At 67.8% G+C, this 26,017-nt stretch carries 22 protein-coding genes and 1 riboswitch; of the genes, 5 read left to right on the top strand and 17 right to left on the bottom strand.

All coding sequences use genetic code 11. The features are described from left to right. Positions 1-122: 122 nt before the first annotated feature. From AC3WRN_RS14235 to AC3WRN_RS14225, 3 genes are all read right to left on the bottom strand, one after another. Positions 123-1,952, bottom strand: coding sequence for a M56 family metallopeptidase (locus AC3WRN_RS14235; RefSeq protein ID WP_492623445.1), 1,830 nt, complete (start codon positions 1,950-1,952; stop codon positions 123-125). Position 1,953: 1 nt separating this feature from the next. Beyond that, positions 1,954-2,340 carry a BlaI/MecI/CopY family transcriptional regulator gene (locus tag AC3WRN_RS14230; protein ID WP_492623444.1) on the bottom strand — a complete coding sequence of 129 codons (387 nt, stop codon included), beginning with the start codon at positions 2,338-2,340 and terminating at the stop codon, positions 1,954-1,956. 129 nt (positions 2,341-2,469) lie between these two features. After that, positions 2,470-3,495: a ribonucleotide-diphosphate reductase subunit beta gene (locus AC3WRN_RS14225; RefSeq protein ID WP_492623443.1), complete on the bottom strand. Its 1,026-nt coding sequence runs from the start codon at positions 3,493-3,495 to the stop codon at positions 2,470-2,472. A 202-nt stretch (positions 3,496-3,697) separates the two neighbouring features. Between AC3WRN_RS14225 and AC3WRN_RS14220 the strand changes: the two genes are divergently transcribed. After that, a complete protein-coding gene (locus AC3WRN_RS14220) occupies positions 3,698-3,994 on the top strand; it encodes a GIY-YIG nuclease family protein (protein ID WP_068095206.1) in 297 nt (98 codons plus the stop codon). 54 nt (positions 3,995-4,048) lie between these two features. On the opposite strand, the gene AC3WRN_RS14215 is transcribed toward AC3WRN_RS14220, so the two are convergent. Together AC3WRN_RS14215 and glnK are read right to left on the bottom strand one after the other, a co-directional pair. Further along, positions 4,049-6,502, bottom strand: coding sequence for a ribonucleoside-diphosphate reductase subunit alpha (locus AC3WRN_RS14215; RefSeq protein WP_492623442.1), 2,454 nt, complete (start codon positions 6,500-6,502; stop codon positions 4,049-4,051). A 154-nt stretch (positions 6,503-6,656) separates the two neighbouring features. Then, positions 6,657-6,867, bottom strand: a riboswitch (cobalamin riboswitch). Positions 6,868-6,956: 89 nt separating this feature from the next. Further along, a complete protein-coding gene (gene glnK, locus AC3WRN_RS14210) occupies positions 6,957-7,295 on the bottom strand; it encodes a P-II family nitrogen regulator (protein WP_492623441.1) in 339 nt (112 codons plus the stop codon). A gap of 180 nt (positions 7,296-7,475) precedes the next feature. Between glnK and AC3WRN_RS14205 the strand changes: the two genes are divergently transcribed. The 3 genes from AC3WRN_RS14205 to AC3WRN_RS14195 all read left to right on the top strand — a co-directional run bounded on the left by AC3WRN_RS14205 (position 7,476) and on the right by AC3WRN_RS14195 (position 11,322). Beyond that, the gene (locus AC3WRN_RS14205) at positions 7,476-7,736 is read left to right on the top strand and encodes an accessory factor UbiK family protein (protein ID WP_068095204.1); all 261 of its coding nucleotides are present in this window, start codon (positions 7,476-7,478) and stop codon (positions 7,734-7,736) included. 147 nt (positions 7,737-7,883) lie between these two features. Next, positions 7,884-9,377, top strand: coding sequence for a YifB family Mg chelatase-like AAA ATPase (locus AC3WRN_RS14200; protein ID WP_082823664.1), 1,494 nt, complete (start codon positions 7,884-7,886; stop codon positions 9,375-9,377). 157 nt (positions 9,378-9,534) lie between these two features. Further along, positions 9,535-11,322: a cation:proton antiporter gene (locus tag AC3WRN_RS14195; RefSeq protein ID WP_492623440.1), complete on the top strand. Its 1,788-nt coding sequence runs from the start codon at positions 9,535-9,537 to the stop codon at positions 11,320-11,322. Positions 11,323-11,398: 76 nt separating this feature from the next. Here the strand turns inward: AC3WRN_RS14195 and aceA are convergent, their stop codons facing one another. Both aceA and aceB read right to left on the bottom strand, forming a co-directional pair. Beyond that, entirely contained in the window at positions 11,399-12,688 is a 1,290-nt protein-coding gene (gene aceA / locus AC3WRN_RS14190; protein WP_068098848.1) for an isocitrate lyase, read from the bottom strand. 114 nt (positions 12,689-12,802) lie between these two features. Continuing rightward, positions 12,803-14,398, bottom strand: a complete 1,596-nt coding sequence (gene aceB / locus AC3WRN_RS14185; RefSeq protein WP_492623439.1) for a malate synthase A — start codon at positions 14,396-14,398, stop codon at positions 12,803-12,805. A 123-nt stretch (positions 14,399-14,521) separates the two neighbouring features. Here aceB and AC3WRN_RS14180 point away from each other — a divergent pair, with 123 nt between their 5' ends. Then, the gene (locus AC3WRN_RS14180) at positions 14,522-15,556 is read left to right on the top strand and encodes a LysR family transcriptional regulator (protein WP_492623438.1); all 1,035 of its coding nucleotides are present in this window, start codon (positions 14,522-14,524) and stop codon (positions 15,554-15,556) included. 65 nt (positions 15,557-15,621) lie between these two features. Here the strand turns inward: AC3WRN_RS14180 and AC3WRN_RS14175 are convergent, their stop codons facing one another. The 10 genes from AC3WRN_RS14175 to AC3WRN_RS14130 form a co-directional block, all read right to left on the bottom strand. Next, on the bottom strand, positions 15,622-16,620 hold the full coding sequence (locus AC3WRN_RS14175) for a polysaccharide deacetylase family protein (RefSeq protein WP_492623437.1): 999 nt from the start codon (positions 16,618-16,620) through the stop codon (positions 15,622-15,624). A gap of 271 nt (positions 16,621-16,891) precedes the next feature. Beyond that, positions 16,892-18,289, bottom strand: a complete 1,398-nt coding sequence (locus tag AC3WRN_RS14170) for a PgaA family protein (protein WP_492623436.1) — start codon at positions 18,287-18,289, stop codon at positions 16,892-16,894. Between the two features lie 77 nt (positions 18,290-18,366). Then, a complete protein-coding gene (locus AC3WRN_RS14165; protein ID WP_492623435.1) occupies positions 18,367-19,758 on the bottom strand; it encodes a glycosyltransferase family 2 protein in 1,392 nt (463 codons plus the stop codon). Next, positions 19,724-20,740, bottom strand: a complete 1,017-nt coding sequence (locus AC3WRN_RS14160; protein WP_068092734.1) for an NAD-dependent epimerase/dehydratase family protein — start codon at positions 20,738-20,740, stop codon at positions 19,724-19,726. Before AC3WRN_RS14160 ends, AC3WRN_RS14165 begins: the two co-directional genes overlap by 35 nt. A 258-nt stretch (positions 20,741-20,998) precedes the next feature. Beyond that, positions 20,999-21,628 carry a LysE family translocator gene (locus AC3WRN_RS14155; protein WP_492623434.1) on the bottom strand — a complete coding sequence of 210 codons (630 nt, stop codon included), beginning with the start codon at positions 21,626-21,628 and terminating at the stop codon, positions 20,999-21,001. A gap of 28 nt (positions 21,629-21,656) precedes the next feature. Beyond that, complete coding sequence (locus tag AC3WRN_RS14150; RefSeq protein ID WP_492623433.1) at positions 21,657-22,253, bottom strand: 1-acyl-sn-glycerol-3-phosphate acyltransferase; 597 nt, start codon at positions 22,251-22,253, stop codon at positions 21,657-21,659. Then, positions 22,250-22,672 (bottom strand): alternative ribosome rescue aminoacyl-tRNA hydrolase ArfB, encoded by a 423-nt coding sequence (arfB, locus tag AC3WRN_RS14145; RefSeq protein ID WP_492623432.1) that lies wholly within the window; start codon positions 22,670-22,672, stop codon positions 22,250-22,252. The genes AC3WRN_RS14150 and arfB overlap by 4 nt, the downstream gene beginning before the upstream one ends. 128 nt (positions 22,673-22,800) lie before the next feature. Then, a complete protein-coding gene (locus AC3WRN_RS14140) occupies positions 22,801-23,508 on the bottom strand; it encodes a pseudouridine synthase (RefSeq protein WP_492623431.1) in 708 nt (235 codons plus the stop codon). A gap of 139 nt (positions 23,509-23,647) precedes the next feature. Continuing rightward, positions 23,648-25,297 carry a ubiquinone biosynthesis regulatory protein kinase UbiB gene (ubiB, locus tag AC3WRN_RS14135; RefSeq protein WP_492623430.1) on the bottom strand — a complete coding sequence of 550 codons (1,650 nt, stop codon included), beginning with the start codon at positions 25,295-25,297 and terminating at the stop codon, positions 23,648-23,650. Continuing rightward, entirely contained in the window at positions 25,294-25,944 is a 651-nt protein-coding gene (locus AC3WRN_RS14130) for a ubiquinone biosynthesis accessory factor UbiJ (RefSeq protein ID WP_492623429.1), read from the bottom strand. The genes ubiB and AC3WRN_RS14130 overlap by 4 nt, the downstream gene beginning before the upstream one ends. Between the last annotated feature and the right edge of the window lie 73 nt (positions 25,945-26,017).

Here is a 26,017-nt window from a genome sequence, read left to right as displayed (position 1 = left end):
GAGCGCCCCCTCACCTGAAGGACTCCCTGCGGTCGCCCGGCCCTCCCCCCTTCGAGCAGGGGAGGGAGCAAGACTACAAGAGCGGCGACGCGTTCGCTCTCGTAAAGTTCAAAGGGAGGCGCTCAGCGCAGGCTCGTCGGCTTCGCGACACCCTTGGCGATCGCTTCGTCGAGCAGCTTCCTGATCTGCTGGCTGGCCTGGTTGGTGGCCTGTTGCTGGCGCTTGCCCAGTGCTTCCTGCTGCTTGCCGAGCTCGGTCTGCTGCCGACCCAGTTCTTCTTGTTGCTGACTGAGCTTTTCCTGCTGCCGATTGAGTTCCTGCTCGCTGGCTTCCCGCTTGGCGCGGTTCGCCTGCATTTCAGCGGTGTGGTCGCGCTGGCCGGATTGCGCGGCGAGCATGGCTTGCTGGTTGGCCAGCATGGCGCGCTGGCCGGCGAGCTGCCCTTGCTGGGCGCCTAACATGCCTTGTTGTGCGCCCAAGGCTCCCTGCTTGCCGCCGAGCGCGCCTTGCTTGCCACCCAGTTCGCCCTGTTGCTTGGCCAGGGCGTCGACCGGCGCGTAGGCGGCCTTGGCGCGTTGCACGTAGGCGGGGTCGTCGATCAGATACGCCTTGTCGCCACGGCGGAGCCACATCGTGGGCTTGCCGTTCCGCTGCAGGCGCTTCGCGGCCGCGAGATCGACATCGCTGCCGTTGACGATGGCCGCATCGCCATCGAACAACGCGAAGCCTTCGCTGGCGTCGGTATGGATGGCGACGTTGGCGTAGTGGACCCGCAGGCCGTTGGCATCGTGCGGCGGGGTAGGTGGCAGCGGTGGCGCTGGTGGTGCCGGTGGCAAGGCGGGAACGGTGGGCGGCGGCACCGCTGGAGGAGCCGGGGGTGGCGGCGGCGGTGGCGGCAACAGGCTTGCCTGCGTGGAAGCTGGCGTGGCAGCGGTGTTGTCCGCGCCGGCCGCCGTTACGCGATAGGGCAGCACGCCGACGAGGGCGATCAGTGCGACGAGCAGCCAGCCGCGCGTACGCGACGGCGGCTGGTTCACGGTTTGCTGCAGCATGGTCAGTCGCCTCTTCAGGTTGTGGAAGGACGGGGAAGCACCGGCGAGGCCGGCGTGCATCGGCTGCGCCACGCCGAGGCGCAGCAGCAGGCGGCCGTACTCCTGCGGCGCGGCATGGTCGTGTTGCATCACCTGCGCATCGCAGGCCGATTCGCGGTTGAGCGCATATTCGCGCATGGCCCAGCGCACCAGCGGGTGGAAGCAGAACAGGCACTGCGCAAGCGCCGGCACCCAGGCCAGCCACAGGTCGCCGCGGCGCAGGTGGGCCAGCTCGTGCGCGATCGCCATCAAGGCTTCGTCGGCACTCAACGCATGGCCGGCCGGCAGCAACACGGTGGGGTGCCACCAGCCGGTCACCTGCGGCGAGATGATCGTGTCCGAGACGCGCAGCCGTGGGCAGCTGCGCAAGCCAAGCTGCCGGGCCTGGCGTGTGCACAGTGCCTGCAGCGAGGCATCGCGCAAGGGCTGCGATTCGCGCAGCACGCGGCGTGCCTGCTGCCATTGCCGCAGCGCAATCAAGCTCTGCAACAGCAGCGCGACCAGCCACAACAATGCGATGCCAGTGCGCCAGGAAAGCGCTGGCGTTGCCGGCGGAGCGATCGACGGCAGCGCAACGTCGCCGGTCGCCGTCGTGGCGAAGAACGCTACGGGCGGCGTTGCCGTCGCAGTCGCTTCGAGCGGGGTGGGCGAGAGCAGCGGAAGTTCCAGCGGTGCGTGCCACAGCAGGCCCAGCAACAGCTGCGCGCCGACCAGCCACCACAGCATGCAGCGCATCGCCGCCGACAGGCGCGGCCACAGGCGGCCAAGCAGATAGACGATGCCGATCAGCAGGGAGGCCTGGATGGACGTCCACAGCAGCCGGGTGAGCAAGGTGTCGGCGAAATGGCCGAGTGCGTCCATTTCACGACTCCTTGCGCCGGGATTGCAACTGCGCCACCAGCGCCTCCAGTTCGGCCAACTCGGTGTCGGAGACTTCAGCGCGTTCCGACATCCACGCCACGAACGGCGATACCGAACCGCTCAGCGTCTTCTCGACGAAGCTGCCCACGGCGTTGCGCATCACTTCGCCCGGACCGGTGGCGGTGCTGTAGCGGAACATGCCCTTGAGCTGCCGGCGCTTGAGATAGCCCTTGCCGCGCAGGCGTTCCATCATGGTCAGCACGGTGGAGCGGGCCAGCCCGCGCGGCTCGCCGAAGCTCGCGGCCACCTCGCCTACCGAGGCGGAGCCGCACTCGTCGATGTGATGCAGCAGCGCCAGTTCCTGGTCGCCGATGGTGGGTTTGCGCATGGCCCGGTGGCTCGGTTGACTACAGTTGTAGGCAAGCTACGCCATGCTTACAGATGTAGTCAAGTGCCTCGCGGCATACGTTCTCCCGAATCCCGGCTCTCAACAGACGAACGTCTGGTCATCCCGGCCCTAGAACGCCATGTCGAACGCCACCTCGCCCTGCACGCCGACCTGGTAGGCCGAGACGCGGCGTTCGAAGAAGTTGGCGAGTTCCTGCACGTCCTGCAGGTCCATGAAGTCGAACGGATTCTTCGCGCCATATTTTTTCGGCAGATCGAGCTGGGCCAGGCGCTGGTCGGCGCAATACTCGAGGTATTGGCGCATCTGCTGCACCGACATGCCGGCCACGCCGCCGGAAAGCACGTCCTCGGCGAACTGGGTCTCGCAGGCGATCGCGTCCTCGATCATCTCCTCGACCTGCGCGCACATCGCCTCGTCGAACAATTCCGGCTCCTGCGCGCGCACGGTGCGCACCACCTCGAACGCGAAGGCCATGTGCCCGCTCTCGTCGCGGAACACCCAGTTGGTGCCGGCGGCCAGCCCATGCAGCAGCCCGCGCGAGCGCAGGTAGTAGACGTAGGCGAATGCGGCGTAGAAGAACAATCCTTCGATGCAGGCGGCGAAACAGATCAGGTTGAGCAGGAACTGGCGGCGGTGCTCGCGCGTCTCCAGCCGGCGCAGGTCCTGGATCGAGTCGATCCACTTGAAGCAGAACGCGCCCTTCTGGCGGATCGACGGGATCGTCTCGATCGCCGCGAACGCGCCGTTGCGCTCGGCCGGGTCGGGGATATAGGTGTCCAGCAGGGTGAGGTAGAACTGCACGTGCAGCGCTTCTTCGTACAGCTGGCGCGACAGGTACATGCGCGCTTCCGGCGCGTTGATGTGCTGGTACAGGTTCAGCACCAGGTTGTTCGACACGATGGTGTCGCCGGTGGCGAAGAACGCCACCAGCCGACGGATCAGGTGCCGGTCGGCGGCGGACATCTTCGTGTCGAGGTCGCGCGTATCCATCGAGAAATCCACCTCTTCGACGGTCCAGGTGTTCTTGATCGCGTTGCGGTACATCTCGTAGAAGCCGGGGTAGCGCATCGGGCGCAGGGTGAGTTCGAAGCCGGGATCGAGGATGTGGGCGTTGCGGGTGGGTTGGGCGGACATATGGGGTTCCTTGTGTGGGTTCGCAGCCAGCGAGGCGCGGGTGTTTTTGACCGTCATCCCAGCGAAAGCTGGGATCCAGCGACTTCGGCTTTCACCGCGATGTCATGTAAGCAAAAGGCTCTGGATCCCAGCTTTCGCTGGGATGACGGACGTTTTATGGGTAAGTTTCTTGGCGCTTGAATGGAGTGAATGGATCCGCCGTATGCAAGAACGAAATCCCTGTGTTTATTTCCTCGCCAGTCAGCGCAACGGCACGCTGTACGTCGGTGTCACCTCCAACCTGCCTGCACGCATCTGGCAGCACCGGAACAACGTGGTCGCTGGTTTTACCCAGCGTCATCACGTGCATGGCCTCGTCTGGTTCGAGGTGCATGACACGATGGAATCCGCGATTGCCAGTGAGAAGGCGATCAAGGCGTGGAAGCGGACGTGGAAGGTCAAGCTCATCGAGAAGTCCAATCCGTATTGGCGGGATTTGTATGCGGAGATTTGTGACTGAGCCGTCCGTCCGCTCAGCGTCATCCCAGCTTTCGCTGGGATGGCGAGCGTGGGGTTACTGGCAAGCCTCGCAGTACTCGGGATTTTCCAATGAGCAGAACACCGCGGCATTCGCCTGCGCCTGGTCGGACACCGCCGACACCGTGGTCTTGGCGATCTTCGTCGCCGGCCGCGAGCGCAGGTAATAGGTGGTCTTGATGCCGGCCTTCCATGCGTACATGTACATCGAGCTGAGCTGGCCGATGTTCGGGTTCTCCATGAACAGGTTCAGCGACTGGCTCTGGTCGATCCAGGCGCCACGGGAAGCGGCCAGGTCGATCAGCGATTTCTGCGGCAGCTCCCACACGGTGCGGTAGATCGCACGCAGCCGTTCGGGAATCGCGGCGATGCCCTGGATCGAACCTTCCGCCAGCTTGATCGCGTCGCGTATTTCGGACGTCCACAAGCCCAGCGTCTTCAGCTCATCGGCAAGATGGCGATTCACCTGCAGGAAATCGCCGGACAGCGTCTCGCGCTTGAACAGGTTCGACACCTGCGGCTCGATGCATTCGTAGCAGCCGGCGATCGAGGCGATCGTGGCGGTGGGCGCGATGGCGATCAGCAGCGAATTGCGCAGGCCGTGTTGCTTGACGCGTTCTCGCAAGGCGTTCCAGCGCGCGACGTCGTGCGGCGTGGCGTTCGGCCAATGGTCGAATTGCAGCTCGCCGTTGGCGGCGCGGCTTTCGGCAAAGCCCGGATGCGCACCTTCGGCTTCTGCCAGCTCGGCCGATTGCGACAACGCGTGAAAATAGATTTCCTCGGCGATGCGGCTGGACAGCGCCAGCGCCTCGGCCGAGTCGAACGGCAGGCGCAGCTTGAAGAATACGTCCTGCAGGCCCATCACACCCAGCCCGACCGGACGCCACTTCATGTTCGCGGTGTGCGCGGTCTCGATCGGGTAATAGTTGAGGTCGATCACCCGGTTGAGCTGGCGCACCGCGGTGCGCACGGTGGCGGCGAGCTGCTCGAAGTCGAAAGCGCCGTTGGCCACGTGCCGCGCCAGGTTCACCGAACCAAGGTTGCACACGGCGGTTTCCGTCGCCGAGCTCACTTCCAGGATCTCGGTGCACAGGTTGGACAGATGGATGACGTTCTCCGCCTGCGCCGTCTGGTTGCTGGTGGCGTTGCAGCGATCCTTGAACGTCATCCAGCCGTTGCCGGTCTGCGCCAGCGTGCGCATCATGCGCGCGTACAGCTCGCGTGCCTTCACCGCTTTCACGGCAAGGCCGTTCGCTTCTGCCTCGCGATAGGCGCGATCGAACGTTTCGCCCCAGCTGTCGACCAGGTGCGGCACGAGCTTCGGATCGAACAGCGACCAGTCGCCGTCGTTCTCGACTCGGCGCATGAATTCGTCGGGGATCCAGTTCGCGATGTTGAGGTTGTGCGCGCGACGCGCGTCGTCGCCGGTGTTGTCGCGCAGTTCGAGGAAATCCTCGATGTCGGCGTGCCACGATTCCAGATACACGCAGGCGGCGCCCTTGCGCTTGCCGCCCTGGTTCACCGCGGCGACCGAGGCGTCCAGCGTCTTCAGCCACGGCACTAGGCCGTTGGAATGGCCGTTGGTGCCGCGGATCAGCGAGCCGCGCGAACGCACCCGCGAATACGCCAGGCCGATGCCCCCGGCGAATTTGCTGAGCTTGGCCACGTCGGCGTACTTGTCGTAGATCGACTCCAGCGAATCGAGCGGCGAGTCGAGCAGGTAGCACGAACTGAGCTGCTCGTGCGCGGTGCCGGCGTTGAACAGGGTGGGCGAGCTGGCCAGGTATTCCAGCGAGGAGAGCAGCCGGTACAGTTCCAGCGTCTCGCCGATCTCGTTGCCACCCAGCGCGCATGCGATGCGCATGAAGAAGTGCTGCGGCGTCTCGATCACCAGCCGCCGCTGCGGATGGCGCAGCAGGTAGCGGTCGTACACCGTGCGCAGGCCGAAGTATTCGAAGCGACGGGTGGCCAGCGGGTCGATCGCGTCGTTGAGCTTGCGTGCATTGGCAGCCACGAAATCGCGCAGGCGATCGTTGAGAATGCCAAGTTCCGCGCCGCGTGCGATCGACTGCGAGAAGCTCTGGATTTCCTGGCCGCTGACTTCCTTGTCGATGTACGCACCGAGCAGGCGCGCGGCGAGCTGGCCGTATTCCGGCTCCTCCGCGGTCAGCGCGGCGGCGGTGCGGATCGACAGCTGATCCAGCTCTTGGGTGGTGGCGCCGTCGTACAGGCCGCCGATGGTCTTCAGCGCCACGCGCAGCGGGTCGACACCGTGCAGACCTTCGCTGCTGCGGGTCACGGCGCGCACGATCTTGTTGACGTCGACGGTTTCCTGGTTGCCGTTGCGCTTGGTCACGCGCATCTGGGACGGGTTGTGCGGTGGGGTCAGCGTGAAAGTGGTTTCAGGCGAGGACGGTACGGCCGCTTCAGCGGCGGGCGAGTCGGCGCGCGCGACGGTGCGCTCGCGCCCAACGGTATCGAGGGGTTGCATGGCTGGTGGCTCCGGCATGGACATCAAACGCCTGCTCCCGCGCGCAGGGCCTGATAGTGATGGATGCCGGGGGCAGCGCGCGAGCCGGGCGCCCTGTGGCGTCCGGCTCCACGACGCGCTTCCCCGCGGAAGCCGTCACTACGCACCGGGACACGTTCGTCCCGGTGTGCCGGCAGGTCTTCGGACTTGCGGACATGGATCTGGCGATCCGCCTACTTGTCCTCGCTTCCCGGCCACCGAGGGCCAGTGCATGTGGGGACGTTCGTTTCCGCTCTACCGCTGCGGGGCAGTTCCGGAGTTACACCGGATTCCCTCAAGCCCGCCAGTTAAATATCTGGTCGGGCACCGACGCACACAACATATCGGGTGGCCCGGGCAGGGTCAACCCAACAACTTGTGTATAAGTCGGTATGCAGGACGCTTGAGGCGAGGGCCGGTGCGGGCTGCCGCGAAATTACAGGGCGTCGTGATCCAGCTCGCCGGTGCGGATGCGGATCACCTGTTCCAGGGTGCTCACGAAGATCTTGCCGTCGCCGATCTTGCCGGTGCGGGCGGAGGTCTGGATCGCCTCGATCACGCGATCGAGCTGGTCGTCGGCCACCGCCACCTCCAGCTTGATCTTGGGCAGGAAGTCGACCACGTACTCGGCGCCGCGATACAGCTCGGTATGGCCTTTCTGGCGGCCGAAACCCTTCACTTCGGTGACCGTGATGCCCTGCACGCCGACCTCGGCCAGCGCTTCGCGCACGTCGTCCAGCTTGAACGGCTTGATGATCGCCACGACCAGCTTCATGGTTTGTTCCTTAGCAGGGCATCGGATGGGTCGGGTTGGCATTCTGCCTGCCCGGTGGAGGGTTGTCGCCTGGAAACGGCTCGTGTAGGACAATCCCTACAACTTTTGATGGAGCATACCGATGGTGCCCGCGATTTCCATTCACCTAGTATTTACCTCGACGAGCTCGAGGCGCTATCCATGATGGATAGGCAGGATATCGACCAGATTGCCCTGCGACTTGTGTCGTTGGTACCGCCAGGGGTGGCACAGGCGCATCAGGATTTGCGAACCAACTTCCAAGATGTTCTGGCGCAGGGATTGCGCCGCCTCGATCTGGTCACCCGCGAAGAATTCGAAGTCCAGTCCCAGGTATTGGCGCGCACCCGCGCCAAGGTCGACGAATTGGAGCGACGCGTGGCCGAACTGGAGGCCGCGGTGGCTGCCCGCGCGGGTTCGTGACAACCATCTCCCGGGAGCCGCCTCCGATCCGTCACCCTCACCCCGAGAACGATCGGAGGCGGTTATTTATTCAGCGCTGCTGATGGAGCCGCCGATGTCCGTGCCTGTCAGCACCCTGTCCGCCACGCGCCACCGACCAGCGGTCGCATGAGTCTTGCCGTCACCCTGAGTCGGGCCCAGGAAGGGATCGCCGCACCGCAGGTGATGGTCGAGGTGCATCTTTCCGGCGGCTTGCCGAGCACCAGCATCGTGGGCCTGCCCGAGGCCGCGGTGCGCGAGGCGCGCGATCGCGTGCGCGTGGCGATCCAGAACACCGCATTCGAGTATCCGGGCCGTCGCGTCACGGTGAACCTGGCGCCGGCCGAGCTGCCCAAGGACGGCGGCCGCTTCGACCTGCCGATCGCGCTCGGCATCCTCGCCGCCAGCGGCCAGGTGCCGCGCGAGAAACTGGACGACTGCGAATTTCTCGGCGAGCTGGCCCTGACCGGCTCGCTGCGCGGCGTCTCCGGCGTGCTGCCGGCGCTGCTGCGCGCGCGCGCGCGCGGCCGCCGCGTGGTGGTGCCGCGCGCGAACGCCAACGAGGCGGCGCTGGTCTCCGACATGGATGTGCGGGTGGCCGACACGCTGGCCGAGGTATGCGGCTGGCTGCGCGGTGCGCACGAACTGTTGATGCCGGTGGGCATTCCCAGCGACGGCGGCGCCGATGGCGGTCCGGACCTGGCCGACGTGCGCGGCCAGCTGCAGGCGCGGCGCGCGCTGGAGATCACCGCGGTGGGCGGCCACCACCTGCTGCTGGTGGGGCCGCCCGGCACCGGCAAGACCATGCTGGCCGAGCGCCTGCCCGGCATCCTGCCGCCGCTGTCGGAGTCGGAGGCGCTGGAGACCTGCGCCGTGCTCTCGGTGGCCGGGCAGGTCACCGACCCGAAGCACTGGCGCCGGCGACCCTTTCGCGCGCCGCATCACACCGCCTCGGCGGTGGCGCTGGTCGGTGGCGGCTCGAGCCCGCGCCCGGGCGAGATCTCGCTGGCGCACAACGGCGTGCTGTTCCTGGACGAGCTGCCCGAGTTCAGCCGGCACGTGCTGGAGGTGCTGCGCGAGCCGATGGAGTCGGGCCACATCATGATCTCGCGGGCGGCGCGGCGGTCGATGTTTCCCGCGCAGTTCCAGCTGGTCGCGGCGATGAACCCCTGCCCGTGCGGCTATGCCGGCAACCCGCGCTGCCAGTGCACGCCGGACCAGATCCAGCGCTACCGCGCGCGCATCTCCGGGCCGCTGCTCGACCGCATCGACCTGTGCGTGGAAGTGCCGCCGGTGCCGCTGGCCGACTTGGGCACGCCGCGCGGCGAGCGCGACGAGGATTCCGCCACGGTGCGCGCGCGCGTGCTCAAGGCGCGGCATCAGTCGCTGATGCGCGCGGGGCGGCCGAATGCAGAGATCAGCACGCGCGAACTGGAGCGCGACTGCGCGCTGGGACCGGCCGAGCGACGTTGGTTCGAAGCCGCGCTGGAGCGGCTGGGTCTGTCCGCACGTGCCTACCATCGCGTATTGCGGGTGGCCCGCACCATCGCCGACCTCGATGGCGGCGCCGCGTTGCTGGAGCGCGAGCACCTGGCCGAGGCGCTGCAGTACCGCCGCTTCTGAAGGCAGGAATGAGTGGTGAGGAGTGAGAAGTGAGCAAGAGCAGATGCGTGCTCCCTCTCACTTCTCACTCCTCTCCACTCACTCCTTAAGCTTTTCGGGCGCTGGACGCGCGCGCCGTCGCGTGTTTCGATGACGGCCGATGTGTCCAAGGATTGCGATGACGATCGACCTGGGCCTCATGCTCGCCGGCATGCTGATGATCGGCTTCCTGGCGCAGTGGCTGGCATGGCGGGTGAAGCTGCCGGCGATCCTGTTCCTGCTGCTGGCGGGCATCGTGCTGGGCCCGGTCGGCGGCGTGCTCGATCCTGACAAGGTGCTCGGCAGGCTGTTGTTCCCGACCGTGTCGCTGGCGGTGGCGCTGATCCTGTTCGAGGGCAGCCTGACCCTGCGTTTCCACGAACTGCCGGGGATCGGCAAGGCGGTGCGCGGGCTGGTCAGCTACGGCGCGGTGGCTTCGTTGCTGCTGCTGGCGCTGGCCGCGCACCTCGTTGCCGGGCTGGCCTGGCCGATCGCGCTGCTGTTCGGCGCGCTGGCCTGCGTGACGGGACCGACGGTGATCGCGCCGATGCTGCGCACCCTGCGTCCGAACGCCCGCATCGCCAACACGCTGCGCTGGGAAGGCATCGTGATCGACCCGCTGGGCGCGCTGTTCGCGGTGCTGGTCTACGAGGCGATCGTGTCGCGCCAGGAGGGCCACACCATCGGCATCTTCGTGGCCACGATCGGCTGCGGGGCGGTGATCGGCGCGCTGTCCGCCTGGCTGATGGCGTTCTTCCTGCGTCGCCAGCTGATCCCCGAGTACCTGCAGAACTACGCCGTGCTGGCCGCGGTGCTGCTCGCCTTCAGCGTCTCCAACACGATTACCCACGAGTCGGGGCTGCTGGCGGTGACGATCATGGGCATCGCGCTGGGCAACCTGCGCGGCGTGCACATCGACGACATCCTCGACTTCAAGGAAAGCCTCACCACGGTGCTGGTGTCGCTGCTGTTCATCCTGCTGGCGGCGCGGCTGCACTGGCCGCTGCCGGACGGCATGCTCGGCGCGGGCATCGCCCTGTTCGTGATCGCGCAACTGGTGGTGCGTCCGCTGACCGTGGCGTTGTCGAGCCTGGGCAGCGGCCTCAACTGGCGCGAGCGAGCGCTGATCGGCTGGGTGGCGCCGCGCGGCATCGTGGCGGCGTCGGTGTCGGCGCTGTTCGCGCTGCGCCTGGACGCGCTCGGCGTGGCTGGCGCCGAGGCGCTGGTGCCGCTGGTGTTCACCCTGATCGTCGGCACGGTGATCCTGCAGAGCGCCACCGCGCGGCCGCTGGCGGTCTGGCTGAAGGTGGCCGAGCCGGAGCCGCGCGGCGTGCTGATCTTCGGTTCCGACCGGGTCGCTCGCGCGATCGGCAAGGCGCTGGACGAAGCCGGCTTCCGCGTGGTGCTGGCCGACGACGACTGGGACGGCATCCGGCTGGCGCGGATGGAGGGGCTCGCCACGTTCTTCGGCAACCCGGCCTCGCCGCATGCCGAGCGGCATCTCGACCTCACCGGCATCGGCCGGCTGCTGGCGGTATCGACGCACCGCGAACGCAACTCGCTGGCCTGCGTGCATTACCGGCAGGAGTTCGGGCGCGAGAAGGTGTATCGGCTGCGCAACCTCACGCCGCAGGAGAACACCGACCGCGCGGCGCTGGCCGAAGGCCTGCTGGCGCCGCCGCTGTTCGACGAGGAGATGACCCACGGCCGCTTTGCCGAACTGCTGGCGCAGGGCTGGCGGATCAAGTCGACCCGGCTCAGCGCCACCTTCGACTGGCCGCATTTCATCGAGCAGTACGGCTCGGACACGGTGCTGATGTTCGGCGTGGAGGAGAAAGGCGCGTTGCGGGTGGCTTCGGCCAAGCGCGAGCTGGAGCCGAAGCCGGGCTGGACGGTGATCGCGCTGGTGCCGCCGACGGCGGCGTAGGAGCGCACCCTGTGCGCGATGCTCTTCGTCACGTGGCGAAAGAGCATCGCGCACAGGGTGCGCTCCTACGCGTGTCTTACGCCACCGCCTGCCGGAACTGCGCCTCTTCCGTCGAGCCCTTCAGCGCGGTGGTCGAGGACTGGCCCTGCTGAATCGCCTGGGTTACCTGGTCGAAGTAGCCGGTGCCCACCTCGCGCTGGTGCTTCACCGCGGTGAAGCCGCGTTCGGCGGCGGCGAATTCCTTTTCCTGCAGCTCGACGAAGGCGCTCATCTGGCGGCGCGCGTAGCCGTGCGCCAGGTCGAACATGCCGTAGTTGAGGCTGTGGAAGCCGGCCAGGGTGATGAACTGGAACTTGTAGCCCATCGCGCCCAGCTCCTTCTGGAAGTTGGCGATGGTGGCGTCGTCCAGGTTCTTCTTCCAGTTGAAGCTGGGCGAGCAGTTGTAGGCCAGCATCTTGCCGGGGAATTTCGCGTGGATCGCCTCGGCGAAGCGGCGCGCGTCGTCCAGGTTCGGCTTGCTGGTTTCGCACCAGATCAGGTCGGCGTACGGCGCATAGGCGAGGCCGCGGCTGATCGCCTGGTCCAGGCCGGGCCTGACGCGGAAGAAGCCCTCGACGGTGCGCTCGCCGGTGATGAACGGCCGGTCGTTGGCGTCGATGTCGGAGGTGAGCAGGTCGGCGGCGTCGGCGTCGGTGCGCGCCACCAGCAGGGTCGGCACGCCGGCGACGTCGGCGGCCAGGCGCGCGGCGTTCAGCTTGTCGACCGCCTCGCGCGTGGGCACCAGCACCTTGCCGCCCATGTGGCCGCACTTCTTCACCGAGGCCAGCTGGTCCTCGAAGTGCACGCCGGCGGCGCCGGCCTCGATCATCGCCTTCATCAGCTCGAACGCGTTCAGCACGCCGCCGAAACCGGCCTCGGCGTCGGCCACGATCGGCACCAGCCAGTCGCAGTCGTCCTTGCCTTCGGCATGGTGCAGCTGATCAGCGCGCAGCAGGGTGTTGTTGATCCGCTTGACCACCAGCGGCACCGAGTTGGCCGGGTACAGCGACTGGTCGGGGTACATCTCGCCGGCCACGTTGGCGTCGGCGGCGACCTGCCAGCCGCTCAGGTAGATGGCCTGCAGGCCGGCCTTGACCTGCTGCATCGCCTGGTTGCCGGTGAGCGCGCCCAGCGCATTGACGAAGTCCTCCTGGTGCAGCGACTTCCACAGCCGCTCGGCGCCGCGGCGGGCCAGCGAATGCTCGACCGCGACGGTGCCGCGCAGGCGGACCACGTCCTCGGCGGAGTAGTTGCGCTGCACGCCGGTCCAGCGCGGGTTGTTGTTCCAGTCCAGGGTGATCTGTTCGGCGGTGGGCAGGGTCTTCATGGCGTGGCTCCGGTGATGGTGTTGTTGCAGGAGCGCACCGTGTGCGCGAATGCTCTGGAGTCGGTCGTGCAAAAAGCATCGCGCACAGGGCGCGCTCCTACAGGTCGAGATCGGTCAGGCGAGTTGTTCGTAGGCGGGCAGGGTGAGGAAGTCGCCGAGCTGGTCGGCGTGGGTCATCGCGCTGAGCAAGGCAGCCGCGTCGTCGGCGCGGGCGGCGCCGGGGTGGCGGCTGTCGCGCAGGCGATGGGTGTGCGCGGCCACCGCGTGGTCGAACAGGGCGAAGTCGATCGGCGCGTGGTCGGGAAACTCGAGGTCACCGTGATGCAGCCACTGCCACAGCTGCGCGCGGGCGATCTCGGCGGTGGCGGCGTCCTCCATCAGGTGATGGATCGGCACGCAGCCGAGGCCGTCCAGCCAGGCCGCGGTGTAGCGCAGGCAGACCTCGACGTTGTTGTCGAAACCGGCGCGGGTGATCGTGCCGTTCGGTGCGGCGAGCAGCTGTTCGCGGCTCACCTGCACGTCCTCGCGCAGCACGCCGAGCTGGTTCGGCGCGGGCATGTATTCGTCGAACACCTGCTGCGCCACCGGCACCAGCGCGGGGTGCGCCACCCAGGTGCCGTCATGGCCGGCCCTGACCTCGCGCAGCTTGTCGGCGCGCACCTTGGCCAGCGCGGCTTCGTTCGCCGCGTCGTCGCCCTTGATCGGGATCTGCGCGGCCATGCCGCCCATCGCGAACGCGCCGCGCTGATGGCAGGTCTGGATCAGCAGCTCGGAATAGGCCTTGAGGAACGGCGCGGTCATCTGCACCTGGCCGCGCTCGGGCAGCAGGCGGTCGCGATGCCCGCGCAGGGTCTTCAGGTACGAGAAGATGTAGTCCCAGCGTCCGCAGTTGAGGCCGACCGCGCGGCGGCGCAGGGCGTGCAGGATCTCGTGCATCTGGAATGCCGCCGGCAGCGTCTCGATCAGCACGGTGGCCTTCATCGTGCCGGGCGGCAGCTGCAGCTCGTCCTCGGCCGCCGCCATCACCGCGTCCCACAGTGCGGCCTCTTCCATCGCCTCGAGCTTCGGCAGGTAGAAGTACGGGCCGTGGTCGCGTGCATGCAGGGCACGGGCGTTGTGGAAGACAAACAGGCCGAAGTCGACCAGCGCGCCGGCCACCGGTTCACCGTCCACGCTGAAGAACCTGTCGTGCAGGTGCCAGCCGCGCGGACGCACCACCAGCACCGCTGGCTTGTCGTTGACGCGGTACTCCCGGCCCTCGGGCGAGGTGAACGCGATGGTGCCGTTCACCGCATCGCGCAGGTTGAGCTGGCCATCGAGCTGGTTGGTGAAGGTGGGTGAGAAGGAATCCTCGAAGTCGGCCATGAACACCTTCGCGCCGGAGTTCAACGCGTTGATGATCATCTTGCGTTCGACCGGGCCGGTGATCTCGACGCGACGGTCCTGCAGCGTGGCCGGGATCGGCGCCACGTGCCAGTCGGATGCGCGGATCGCCGCCGTGTCGGCGCGGAAGTCCGGCAGGCCGCCGGCGTCATAGCCCGCCTGGCGCTCGCGGCGGGCCTGCAGCAACTGCCGCCGGGTCGCCTCGAAGCGGCGGTGCAGCCGGGCCAGGAAGGCCAGTGCCGCAGGGGTCAGCACGCCTGCGTAACCGGCGGGGTCGGCGTGGATCTCGACGGCGCCGATGTCGAGTCGTTCCTGCGGTACTGCCATGGGTTCGCTCCGTGTCGTGGATGACTCGAAGCTAGGGCAGCCACCATGTATTTGACAAAGTGAATGTTTCAATTATTACTATGAGCAATGTAAATGTATCACTCAACCAACTGAAATCCTTCAATGAAGAAGCTAACCGGTGTCTCGGGGAAGTCAAAAAAAATACATCGCAGCGCAACAAAAAAGCGCGTCGTCGGTGAGCCGGCCGACGCCGGTCGCTTCTATTACAAGGGCAACCGCCACAAGCAGCTGCGCGCCTTCGTCAGCGTGGTGAAGCTGGGCACGCTGACCCGCGCCGCCGAGGCGCTGTACCTGTCGCAGCCCACGATCAGCCTGCAGTTGCAGGCGCTGGAACGGGAACTGGGGGTGAGCCTGCTCGAGCGCCGGCGCCGGCGCATCAACCTCACCGACGCGGGCGAGGCGCTGTACGAACTGGCGCGGCCGCTGGTCGAGGGCTGGGACACGCTGGACCGCGACTTCCAGGCCCGGGTGAAGGGCCTGCAGGCGGGCCGGCTGATCATCGCCGCCGGCACCTCGACCATCCAGTACCTGCTGCCCGCGCTGGTGCGCCGCTATCGCGAGCGCTTTCCCGCGGTGCAGCTGCAGCTGGCCAACGTCACCGGCAAGGACGGCCTGGCGCTGCTGCGCGCCGACGAGGCCGACTTCGCGGTCGGCTCGATGCTGGACGTGCCGAACGACATCGCCTGGGCACCGGTGCACCACTACGACCCGATGCTGATCCTGCCGCCAGACCACCCGCTGGCGGCGAAGGACAAGATCACGCTGGAGGACATCTCACCGTACGGCCTGATCCTGCCGCCGCAGCGGCTGTCCACCTACCGCCTGGTCGACCTGGTGTTCCAGCAGCGCCAGGTGCCGTACCACGTGGCGATCGAGGTGGGCGGCTGGGACGTGATCAAGGAATACGTGGCGATGGGCATGGGCATCTCCATCGTCACCGGCATCTGCATCACCGAGGCCGACCACGCGCGGCTGGCGGTGCGTAACATGAAGCAGTACTTCCCGCAGCGCAGCTACGGCGTGGTGATGCGCAAGGGCAAGTTCCTCAGCGCCGAGGCGCGTGCCTTCGTCGACCTGATCCGGCCCGGCCTGCTGACCCACCGCGACTACGACGAGCCGGGGCACTCGGGTCGCTGAGCAGCATCACGAGGCCATCGTATCGTGGCCGGCCGCCGTACCGCGCTGCCGCCTGCAAGCGGGTGCTACTCCGGGGGCACGCCGGCCAGGTCGGTCACCCATTTCGGCGAAGTCGGTTCGCCGCCGTAGAACTTCCATGACCTGCCTGCGGCGATCGCCCAGCGATGGATCCAGCTGGTGCCGAGCGCGCTGGTGAATTTGTCCGCGCGCCGATAGGCGGGGTCGCGCGTGGCTTCGTCGAGGCCGACGAATCGGTAGCCGCGTGCGCGCAAGTCGGCGACGAAATCGGGGTAGGTGTCGGCATTGAGCGCATTGGCATGCAGCAGCATCACCTGCGGCAACGCATAGCCAAGCAGCCTGATCGAGCGGTGCTCGAAGTAGTTCACCCTGCGCAGCAGGTAGGGCACGTATTGCGCGCGCAGCTTCGCCTGGGTGGCGGCATCGCCGCTGTCCAGCGCCTTGGCGTAGGCGGCGGCCCAGATCCAGTCGGAGTTGGTGACCGTGACCGGCGCGATGCGGTAACCGTGCGCGGCGAGAAAGACGCCCATCGCTGCCTTGTCTTCCAGCGTGCGCCCGGTGCGCAGGTAAGGGTGACGGAACCATTGCGGTTCACGGCCACGCCTGGCCAGCAGCGGGCGCAGCACACGGTCGCAGGCGAGGATGTCGCCCTCGTAGGCCTGTACGCCGACGGCGTGCAGGTCGGCATGGGTGGCGGTGTGGTTGCCCAGTTCCAGTCCGGCATCGAGCCAGGCGTCGAGCATCGCCGTGCGGTCCGGTTGCGGCTGGCCGCCGACCAGCAGACGCGCGGAGTTGACGAAACCGATGGCGGGCGTCCCCGCACCCTCGATGGCCTGCAGCAGGCGCACGGACTCGGCCGCGATGCGCGGCGGCACCGTACCCTGCGCGGGCAGCGGCGTGTTCGGATCGAGGCTGGCCCAGGGCAGGTCGTCGAAGGTGATCGCGATGCGCCGGTCATGGGATGCAGTGGCTGCCGGCGCCGCCATGGGCGCCGCCGGCAACAGGCACATGAGCGCGATGCAGGCAAGGTGCAGCAATCCCTTCATGTGCTTCCCCCGACGCGGTGCCGGATACGTGCTCGAGCCGGCCCATGCGCGGCAGTGGGGCTGCGCGCGAACCGGTGCCGCGACCCATGGCGGCAGCGCCGCGGCATCGCGATGGAAGGTTCCCGGAAGGCGCGCGGCCACCGCCGGCGCGCGCCTTCGTCGAAATCGATCCGGTCGGGAGCCGGCCGCGCAGGACGAGTCGAACAGGGCCGGATCCATCGCGCCAGGCGGCACGCGATGCCGCCGCCCGGCGCAGGCCCCATCGGGCCGCTCAAGGCACCGATGGGCAGCGGTCGGCACGGAACTCGCAGAAGCGGTAGCGCAGTCCCAGCCCGACGGTGGTGCCCTCGTAGCGTCCGAACTGGTTCAGGCGCTGGCTGTACCCGGCACGGCCGACCAACTGCCAGTGGCTGAAGATGCCGAGGGTCAGCTCGGCATTGACGTCAGTGGCGCGCTTCCAGTTGTCGAAAGTCTCGTCCCGCTGCTGGCCGAGCGCGGCCGACAGGTACAGCCCGGCTTCCTGGCCCAGCGAGATGTAGCTGGAAGCCGCGACGGCATAGCGCCGGTAGCGGTCGGGGCTGTAGTAGCCATTGCCGGTGTGGCGGGTGTTGTGTTGACCCTCTGCCTGCAGACCGAGGTCGAACATCACTCGCCCACTGCGGTACACGGCACGGGTATAGCTGGCCAGCACCGAGGCACGGCGGTTGTCGTCGTCGAAAGCGCCGCCGGTGATGCGCGCATCGAAGCGGTCGCGCAGCGTCGGCATCCAGCGCAGGTCGGCGGCGAGGCCGTGGCGCATCACCGCCAGCGCGCGCGGTGATTGGTCGACGCGGTCGCGGTCGAAGGTGAGTGCATAGAGGAAGGCGTCGCTGGCGCGTTGCGAGATCTGCAGGTGGCCGATCGTTCTGTTGTTGCTGCCGACACCGTTGTCGGTCCGCGAATTGCCCAGCCACAGCTCCAGCGCGGTGTCGGGCGACGGTGCGAAGCGCAGTCCTGTGCCGACGCGATCCTCGTCGACGTGGTTGTTGCCGAGCAGCGGCGCGAACGGCCCGCCGAAGGCGGCCGAGTGCTCGCGTCGCGTGGCGCTGGCCAGCAACCGCCAGCGATCGGACAGCCACAGGTTGGCATCGGCGGCGATGCCGCGAATTTCGATGTCATCCGAATCGCTGTACAGCGAAGGCGCCAGGCCGATCGAGGAGAACAGCGGCAGGCGCACCGCCTTGGCGAGGGCGATGGTGTCCTTGTCGTCCGGCTTGACCGCCTGCACGGTGGCCAGTGCCGGCAAAGCCTGGTGCGGCCATTCGCCTTGTCGCAGGATCAGTGCCTGGGTCCAGGCGTTGTCATAGTCGTCCGGGTCGGCCGCGTACAACGGCGTGTTGAGCGCCAGCGCGGCATCGCGGCGTTCGGCCCAGGCCAGCACTCGCGCATGCAGCGCGGCGGCCTCCTTGTCGTCGGCGCCGAACCCGGCCAGCGCGTCGTCCGCCCTGGCGTAGTCGCCGAGCCAGGCAAGGAAACGCGCCCGGTCGAGCCGCGCGGCATGGTCGTCCGGGTGTTTGGCGAGGTAGGCGTCGATCAGGCGCAGCGCCTCGCTGGTGCGCCCGGTCCAGGCAGCGTCCAGCGCCGGCTGGTAGGCGACGGCGTTCTGCGCGAAAGCCGGCTCCAGGGACAAGGCGCAAGCGAGCGCGCAGGCGAGCAGGCTGGCCCGACCCAGCGCGGAAGCGCGAGCCGATGTCCGGCGGCGAGGGGTCATTTGCGCCATTTCCGGTTCCTCGTGATCCAGAGGTCGCTGGCGAATCGCCCGATCGTGACGATCTCGGTGAGGATCAGCGCGTAGCGCAGCGGCGTCACCAGCAGGCTCTTGCCGAACGCCTTCCAGCGCTCGCCCTTGGAGATCACCACCAGCACCATCAGCGACAGCAGCGATTCCGCCAGCACCGTGATCAGCAGCGGCTCCCACATGCGCAGCAGGGGCATCACGATCAGCGCGGTGGGGAAGCCGATCTTCTCGATCGCCGACATGAAGATGATCCAGCCCAGCGGGCGGCCATAGCGCCGGGTGACCTCTTCGCCGAACGCCTGCCGGTAGGGTTCGGCGATCTTGCGCATCTCGCGGATGTGTTCGCCGTGTTCGCCGTGCCGCTCGTGCCAGCGGCGGTGCAGCCGCGCGAAGGCCTTGAACGGGCTGCGCACCAGCGCGTCGAAGTAGTAGCAGCTCTGCAGGAACGAGGACGACCACAGCGAGATCTGCCTGGGCAATTGCGTGGCCAGCGGTTCCTCGGAGCGGGCGGTGACGTCGGTCAGCTGGGCGTTGCGGTAGCCCTGGTTGATCAGCGCGAAGCCGATGAAGATGTCCTCGGAATTGGTGAGGTTGTCGCCGAAATGGGGCTCGTAGCGCGCGAACAGGTCCTTGATGTATTCGCGGCGGTAGGCCACCGCGCAGCCCACCGGGTTGGTGATGCCGCCGAAGAACACCATCTGCCCGTGGAACACGAAGCCCTGCAGGTAGCGATACAGGCAGTCGCGGTAGATGTTGGTCAGGCCCCACCAGATCAGCTGCAGGCGTGTGCGGCTGGACTTGGGGTCGATGTATGGTTTGCCGGCGAGCACGGCGGCGTATTCCGGGGTTTCCGCGAGGCGGCGGCGGTCGGACAGGCGCATCGGCAGCACGCGGCCGCAGGCCGAGGCGATGCCGACGCCCTTGTACAGTTCCTCGACGCAGCGGGCGATGTAGTCCGGCGATTCCAGGAAGGTGTCGCCGTCGAGGATGAACTCCACGTCGGCGTCGAACTCGCGCGCCTGGCGCTTGAGCGTGGGCGTCTTGCCGATCGACGCCTGCCGGCGGATCACCATGATCTTCATGCCCAGCTGCTGCGCGGTCTGCTCGGCGCGGCCGGCGGTATCGTCGCTGCTGCCGTCGTCGACGACGATGATGTTGCGCGGCTTGTGCGTCTGCCGCGCCACCGAGACCAGGCAATGGGCGATATTCTCCGCCTCGCGGTAGGCGGGGATCACCACGTCCACCGTGGCGGTGCGCCAGTCCTGCGCGGGCGTCGGCACGGTCCGGTCCGGACCGCGCAGCAATCCGACCACGCTGAGCAGTGCGTTAGGACTGATGACAAACCAGGGTGCGGTGGCCATGTTCGGTCCCTGCCAAGGCGTTGCGCCGTTCTTGGATGAGCTCGTCGAGCGTGTCTTCCAGCGTGTAGCGGTGCCGGAACCCGGTCAGCATGCGCAGCCGGGTCAGCTCCGGCCGGCGCCGCTGGATGTCCTCGAAATCCTCGCCGTACGCCTTCATGTACGGCACATGGGTGATCGGCGAGTCGCTGTCCGCGCGCTCGCGGACCAGTTCGGCCAGCGCATTCATGCTGATCTCGCGGTCGTTGCCGACGTTCGCCACCAGCGCGTCGCCGCTCTCGCGCGAAGCGAGCAGGTCGAGCGCGGCCACGTTGTCGCGCACGTCGCAGAACGAACGGGTCTGCTTGCCGTCGCCGTACACCGTGATCGGCTCGCCGTGTACCGCCTGGTCGACGAAACGCGGCACGACCATGCCGTAGCGGCCGGTCTGGCGTGGCCCGATGGTGTTGAAGAAGCGCGCCACCAGCACCGGGATGCCGAATTTCTGCGCGTAGGACAGCGCCAGCGCCTCGTCGGCGATTTTGCTGACCGAATAGTTCCAGCGCGTGCCGGCGCGGGTGGACACGCTGAGGTCCATGTCCTCGCCCAGCAGTTCCGCGTGGCGGTGGCCGTAGACCTCGGAGCTGGAGGCGACCACCACTTGCGGCCGCCAGCCGCTGGCGGCGATGGTGCGGAAAAGCCGTTCGCAGGCGGCGATGTTGGTGGCCAGCACGCGCGTCGGCTCGGCGATCACGCGGTACACGCCGACCACGGCGGCGAGGTGGTAGACGCGGTCCGCCCAGGCCGCGGCCTGCTGCAGCAGCGGCCAGGTGAGCATGTCCGCCTCGTCGAAGCGGAAGCTCGGCGACGCCTCGAAAGGCGCCAGGTTGGAACGCAGGCCGGTCGACAAGTCGTCCACCACATGGACCTTGTGCCCCTGCGCGAGGTGCAGCGCTACCAGATGGGAGCCGATGAAACCGGCTCCGCCCGTGATCAACACATGCATGTCTGGAACCCCCTGTGCGAACCGCTCCGGTTGTTGAGCCAGGTAACAATCCACAGAATGTGATGTGTATCACATTTCTCGTAAAAATAGACAAGCATGCGCCGTGCCATGACCGATAGACATGTGCTAAAGGCGCTCCGAAGCCCGGGAGGTGACCTCCGGTGTCGCGGGAAGGGGCCGGGATGGCCCTGCGGGGTCAGGAAAGGACAATGGAGGGCGCAGGCCGGAGCTGTTTCCCGCCCAGGGCGGGCGCCCGGTTCAGCCGCGCTGCTGCAGCGCCAGTTTCAGCCCGAAACCCAGCAGCACGGCGCCGCACAGGCGGTCCATCCGGCGCCCGATGCGTGGCTGACGCTGCAGCAACCGGTGGATGCGCGAACCGAGCAGGGCCAGCACCAGCGACCAGCACAGGCCGGTGCCGATGAAGCTCAGGCCGAGTACCAGCAGGCCGAGTTGCGCCCGGGGCGCCTGCAGCGAGACGAACTGCGGCAGGAAGGCAAGGTAGAACAGCGCCACCTTCGGGTTCAGCACGTTGGTGAGCATGCCCTGACGGAACGCGGCGGTGAAGCCATGGCCACGTGTCGTGGCGGGTGCATGCGTCGCTTGCCGGCCGAGCAGCATGCGCAAGCCGATCCACACCAGGTAGGCGGCGCCGAGATACTTCAGTGCAGTAAACGCGGTGGCCGAGGTCATCAGGATCGCCGACAGCCCCAGTACCGCGGCCAGCGTGTGCACCACGCAGCCGGCGTTGATGCCCAGCGCGGCGCCGAGGCCGACCGCGTGGCCTTCGCGGCCGCTGCGCGCGAGGATGTAGAACGTATCCAGCCCTGGCGTGAGGTTCAGCGCGATGCAGGCGAGCAGGAAGGCGTCGTAGTGCTGGATGCCGAGCATGGAAGGGTCCGGGATGTATGGGGTGCGGTCAGACGTTGCGGTGCTTGCCCTTGAACGGGGCGTAGAACGCGCGCAGGCGGGCGAGGTCCGCCTCCATGTCGGCGCTGGTGTCGAACAGCGGGCCGAGCTGGATGGTCTTGTCGGGATAGTGGAACGCGACCGGGAAGATCGGCACGCCGGCGTCGTGGGCGATGTGCCAGAAGCCGCTTTTCCAGCGCTTCACCGGCTTGCGCGTGCCTTCCGGCGCGATGCCCAGCCACAGTTGGTCGCGCTGGCGGAACTGGTCGATCATCTGCTCGACCACGCCCTTGGCGGTGCCACGGTCGATCGGCATGCCGCCAAGCCGGCGCAGCAGGCCGCCCAGCGGCCAGAAGAAAAGTTCCTGCTTGCCCATGAAGTGCACGTCGGCGCCGACCGCCACCTTGACCAGCAGACCCCACACGCCATCCCACCACGACGAGTGCGGCGCGGCGATCAGCACCAGTTTCGGCGCGTCGGGGAACTCGCCGACCAGGCTCCAGCCGGCCATGCGCAGCACGGCGCGGCAAGTGCGGCGTTGCCATCCGTCGCGCAGTTGCGGCATTTGTGGTGGCAGTTGGGTGGGAGTCGGGAGATGCCCCTTCATTCGAGCTCCGGTTTGCGTGAACGGCCTTGTTTGATCCTGCCGCGCTGCTGCTTGCCGGCCAGCCGGCGTTCTTTCGATGCTCGGGTCGGCTTGGTGGCGACGCGCTTCTTCGGCGGCGTCAGCACGCCACGGATGATCTCGACCAACCGCTCACGCGCATCGTCGCGGTTGCGCGCCTGGTCGCGGAAGCGGCGCGCCTGGATCACCAGCACGCCCTCGCTGGTCAGTCGACGATCGCGGCGCGCCAGCAGGCGTGCGCGGATTTCCTCCAGCAGCGAGGGCGAGTGGATCACGTCGAAACGCAGCTCCACCGCGCTCTCGGTGCGGTTCACGTGCTGTCCGCCGGGGCCGTCAGCGCGCAGGAAGCGCTCGACCAGCTCGGATTCCGGCAGGGACAAGGTGCGGCTGATGGTCAGCATGGGGGGAAGTGTAGGGGATCGAATCGCTGGGCCGAAACGGGGCCGCCGCTGGTGCGGTAGGAGCCCGCTGGCGGGCGATGCTCTTGCTCTGAGGCATCCAGGCAAAGGCATCGCCCGCGAGCGGGCTCCTACGGATTTTGCAGCGCCGTCGACCAGCCGAAGCGCTCCAGCAATGCGAGGTACTCGCCATCGAGCGGCGCCTGCAGTGACATCGGCTCGCCCGTCTGCGGGTGGCGGAAGTCCAGACGCCACGCGTGCAGCAGCATCCGGTGGCAGCCGAAATGCTGCTTGTACAGCCGGTTGTGGTCGCCGCGGCCGTGCTGGCAGTCGCCGATCACCGGATGGCGGATGTGCGCCAGATGCTTGCGGATCTGGCGGAAGCGGCCGCTTTCCGGTTCGGCCCGCAGCAGCGCGTAACGCTGCTGCGGGTAGCGGCCCAGCGCGATCGGCACCTCGACCGTGGCCAGCCGCCGGTAGCGCGTGCGCGCCTCGCGGCGCGGGCCGGTCTCGCGCGAGCCGGGCAGCGGATAGTCGATCACGCCCTCGGCCGGCTCCGGCCAGCCGCGCACTACCACCAGGTACTGCTTGTGCACCGCGCGCCCCATGAACTGCTCGCCCAGCGCGGCGGCGACCTCGCGCGTGCGCGCGATCAGCAGCACGCCGCTGGTGGCGCGGTCGAGCCGGTGCGCGAGGTACACGCTGTCGCCGATCTGCTCGCGCAGCAGGTCGATCAGGAACTCTTCGGCATTGCCCACCATCTTCGAGCGGTGCACGGCGAGGTTCGCGGGCTTGTTCACCGCGATCAGCGCATCGTCCTGGTAGAGGATCTCGAGCATGTGCCTGATCTTCGCGCGTAGGAGCCCGCTCGCGGGCGATGCTCCTGCTTTGGGTCTGTCTCTTCCCCCCCCCAGATACCAGCGACAGTCTCGTGGGCTCGGAGATGTGTAGAAGAGACCCCGCTCCTACGGGGTGGGGTCAGCGCGCGCGCGGCCAGCCGGTCGCGAATGCGAGCAGCCCGGCGATGCCGGCGCACAGCGGCGGCCAGTTGCCGTGTTGCGGCGCCAGCGCCCACAGCAAGGCAGCAGCGATCAGCAGTGAGCTACCGAGCAGGCCGCAGGCGAGCAGTCTGTGCTGGCGTTGCGCGTTGTCGTGCAGCAGCTTGAGTTCGGCAGGATCGCTCAACGTGCGCCGTTCACCGCGGCCGATCTGGCGCAGTGCATCACGCACCAGCCCGGGGAATTGCGGCGCCTCGTGCAGCCATTCCGGCAGCCGCTTGCGTACTTCGCGCAGGGTGCGCCGCGGGCTATAGCGTTCGCGCAGGATGCGCTTCAGCACAGGATGTGCCACCGCCCAGATGTCGATCTCCGGATCGAGCATGCGGCCCACGCCCTCGATGTTGAGCAGGGTCTTCTGCAGCAGGATCAGCTGCGGCTGCAGGGTCAGCTCGAAGCGGCGCGCGGTCTGGAACAGCTTCACTACCAGCTCGGCCAGCGAGATCTGCGCCAGCGGGCGGGTGAAGTATGGCTCGCACACCGTGCGCACCGCCGCCTCCAGTTCGTCTAGCCGCACGTCGGCGGGCATCCAGCCGGCGTCCACGTGCAGCTTGGCGATGCGCGCGTAGTCGCGTTCGAACAGCGCGATGAAGTTTTGCGCCAGCCAGTACTGGTCGGCCTCGGGCAGCGAGCCCATGATGCCGAAGTCCAGCGCGATGAAGCGCGGCTCGCCGGTGTGCGAGGGGTCGACCCAGATATTGCCGGGGTGGGCGTCGGCGTGGAAGAAGTTGTCGCGGAACACCTGCTCGTAGAACACCCGCACGCCCTTGGCGGCGAGCGCCTTGCGGTCGAGGCCGGCGGCGTCGATCGCGGCGATGTCGTCGCTGCTGATGCCGTGCACGCGCTCCAGCGTGAGCACGCGCGCACTGGTCAGTTCCCAATGCACCTCGGGCACGTAGAGGTCGACGCCGCTGGCGAAGTTGCGGCGGAGCAGGCTGGCGCTGGCGCCTTCACGCTGCAGGTCCAGCTCGTTTTCCAGCATCTTCTCGACTTCGGCGACCACGTCCAGCGGGCGGATCTTGTCGGCGTTCGGGTGCCAGCGCTGGGCCAGCTCGCCCAGCGAGCGCAGCAGCTTCACGTCGCGCGCGATCTGCGCGTCGATGCCGGGGCGCAGCACCTTCACCACCACCTCGCGGCCGTCGTGCAGGGTGGCGGCATGCACCTGGGCGATCGAGGCGGAGGCCAGCGGCGTCTCGTCGAACTGGGCGTATAGACGGCCAATCGGCGATTTCAGTTCCCGCTCGACGATGGCGCGCGCGCCGCTGCCGGGGAATGGCGCGACCTGGTCCTGCAGCAGGGCGAGTTCGTCGGCGATGTCGGCCGGCACCAGGTCGCGCCGGGTCGACAGCACCTGGCCGGCCTTGACGAAGATCGGCCCCAGTTCGGTCAGCGCGTGGCGCAGGCGCGCACCGCGCGGCAGGCCGCGGATATCGGTGCGCGGGCGCGCCACCAGCGGCCGCAGCAGTTTCAGCGGGCGGTACAGGTGGGTGGCGTCGACCAGTTCGTCGAGCCGGTACGCCAGCAGCACCGAGGCGACCCGCAGCAGGCGCGGCACCACCTTCAGCGGCGTCACGCGGTGTTGCCCTGCAGGCGCTGCATGAGCCGCTGCACGCGCGCTTCCAGCCGCTCGCTGCGCTCGCGCACGTTGTCCACGCCGTCGAGGAAGCCCTCGACCTCGCCTGGTGCCATGGCGACGCGCGCCTCGTCGCGCAGCCAGTCGGCGGTGTCCTCGGTGAGATGGCCGGCGGTGTCGCGGGCGAGGGCGAGGGCCTTGCGCACGGCCCTGGCCAGCGGCACGCCGAGCACGTCGCCGAAGCTGCGCGCGAACGCTTCCTCGAAATCCGGGGCGAACTTGCCGGCCAGCTTTTCCAGCCGGCGCGCCAGCTCGGCGTCGCCGGCGATCTCCACCTTGCCCGGCGCGATGCCGTCGTCGTCGCGGCGGAACAGCATCGCCATCAGGCTGCCCGGCGTGGCGGCCACCTTCAGCTGGCTGTCGTCCTGCGGCGGCCCGACTTTCAGGCGTGCGTCGTCGACGGTGACCGCCAGCGCGAGTTCCGGCCCGCGCAGGTGCAACTGCACGCTGCGGCCGTTCAACGCGGCCAGCTTCTGCTGCGTGTCGGGATCCAGCGACAGGGTGTGGTTCAGCGCGGTTTCCAGCGCACGGCCGGCGAGCTTGCGCAGCGGTTGCGGCAACCAGGAGTTGGGAGTGGCAGCGTTCATCCGGCGATTGTAGCCGTGCGGGCCGTGATCTGTAGGAGCGCACCCTGTGCGCGAACGGCGGGCATCGCCCGCC

This window comes from Rhodanobacter sp. FW101-FHT13A11, assembly GCF_058790335.1.
The sequence above is the reverse complement of the archived record's forward strand: the minus strand, read 5'-3'. Positions and strand labels throughout refer to the sequence as shown.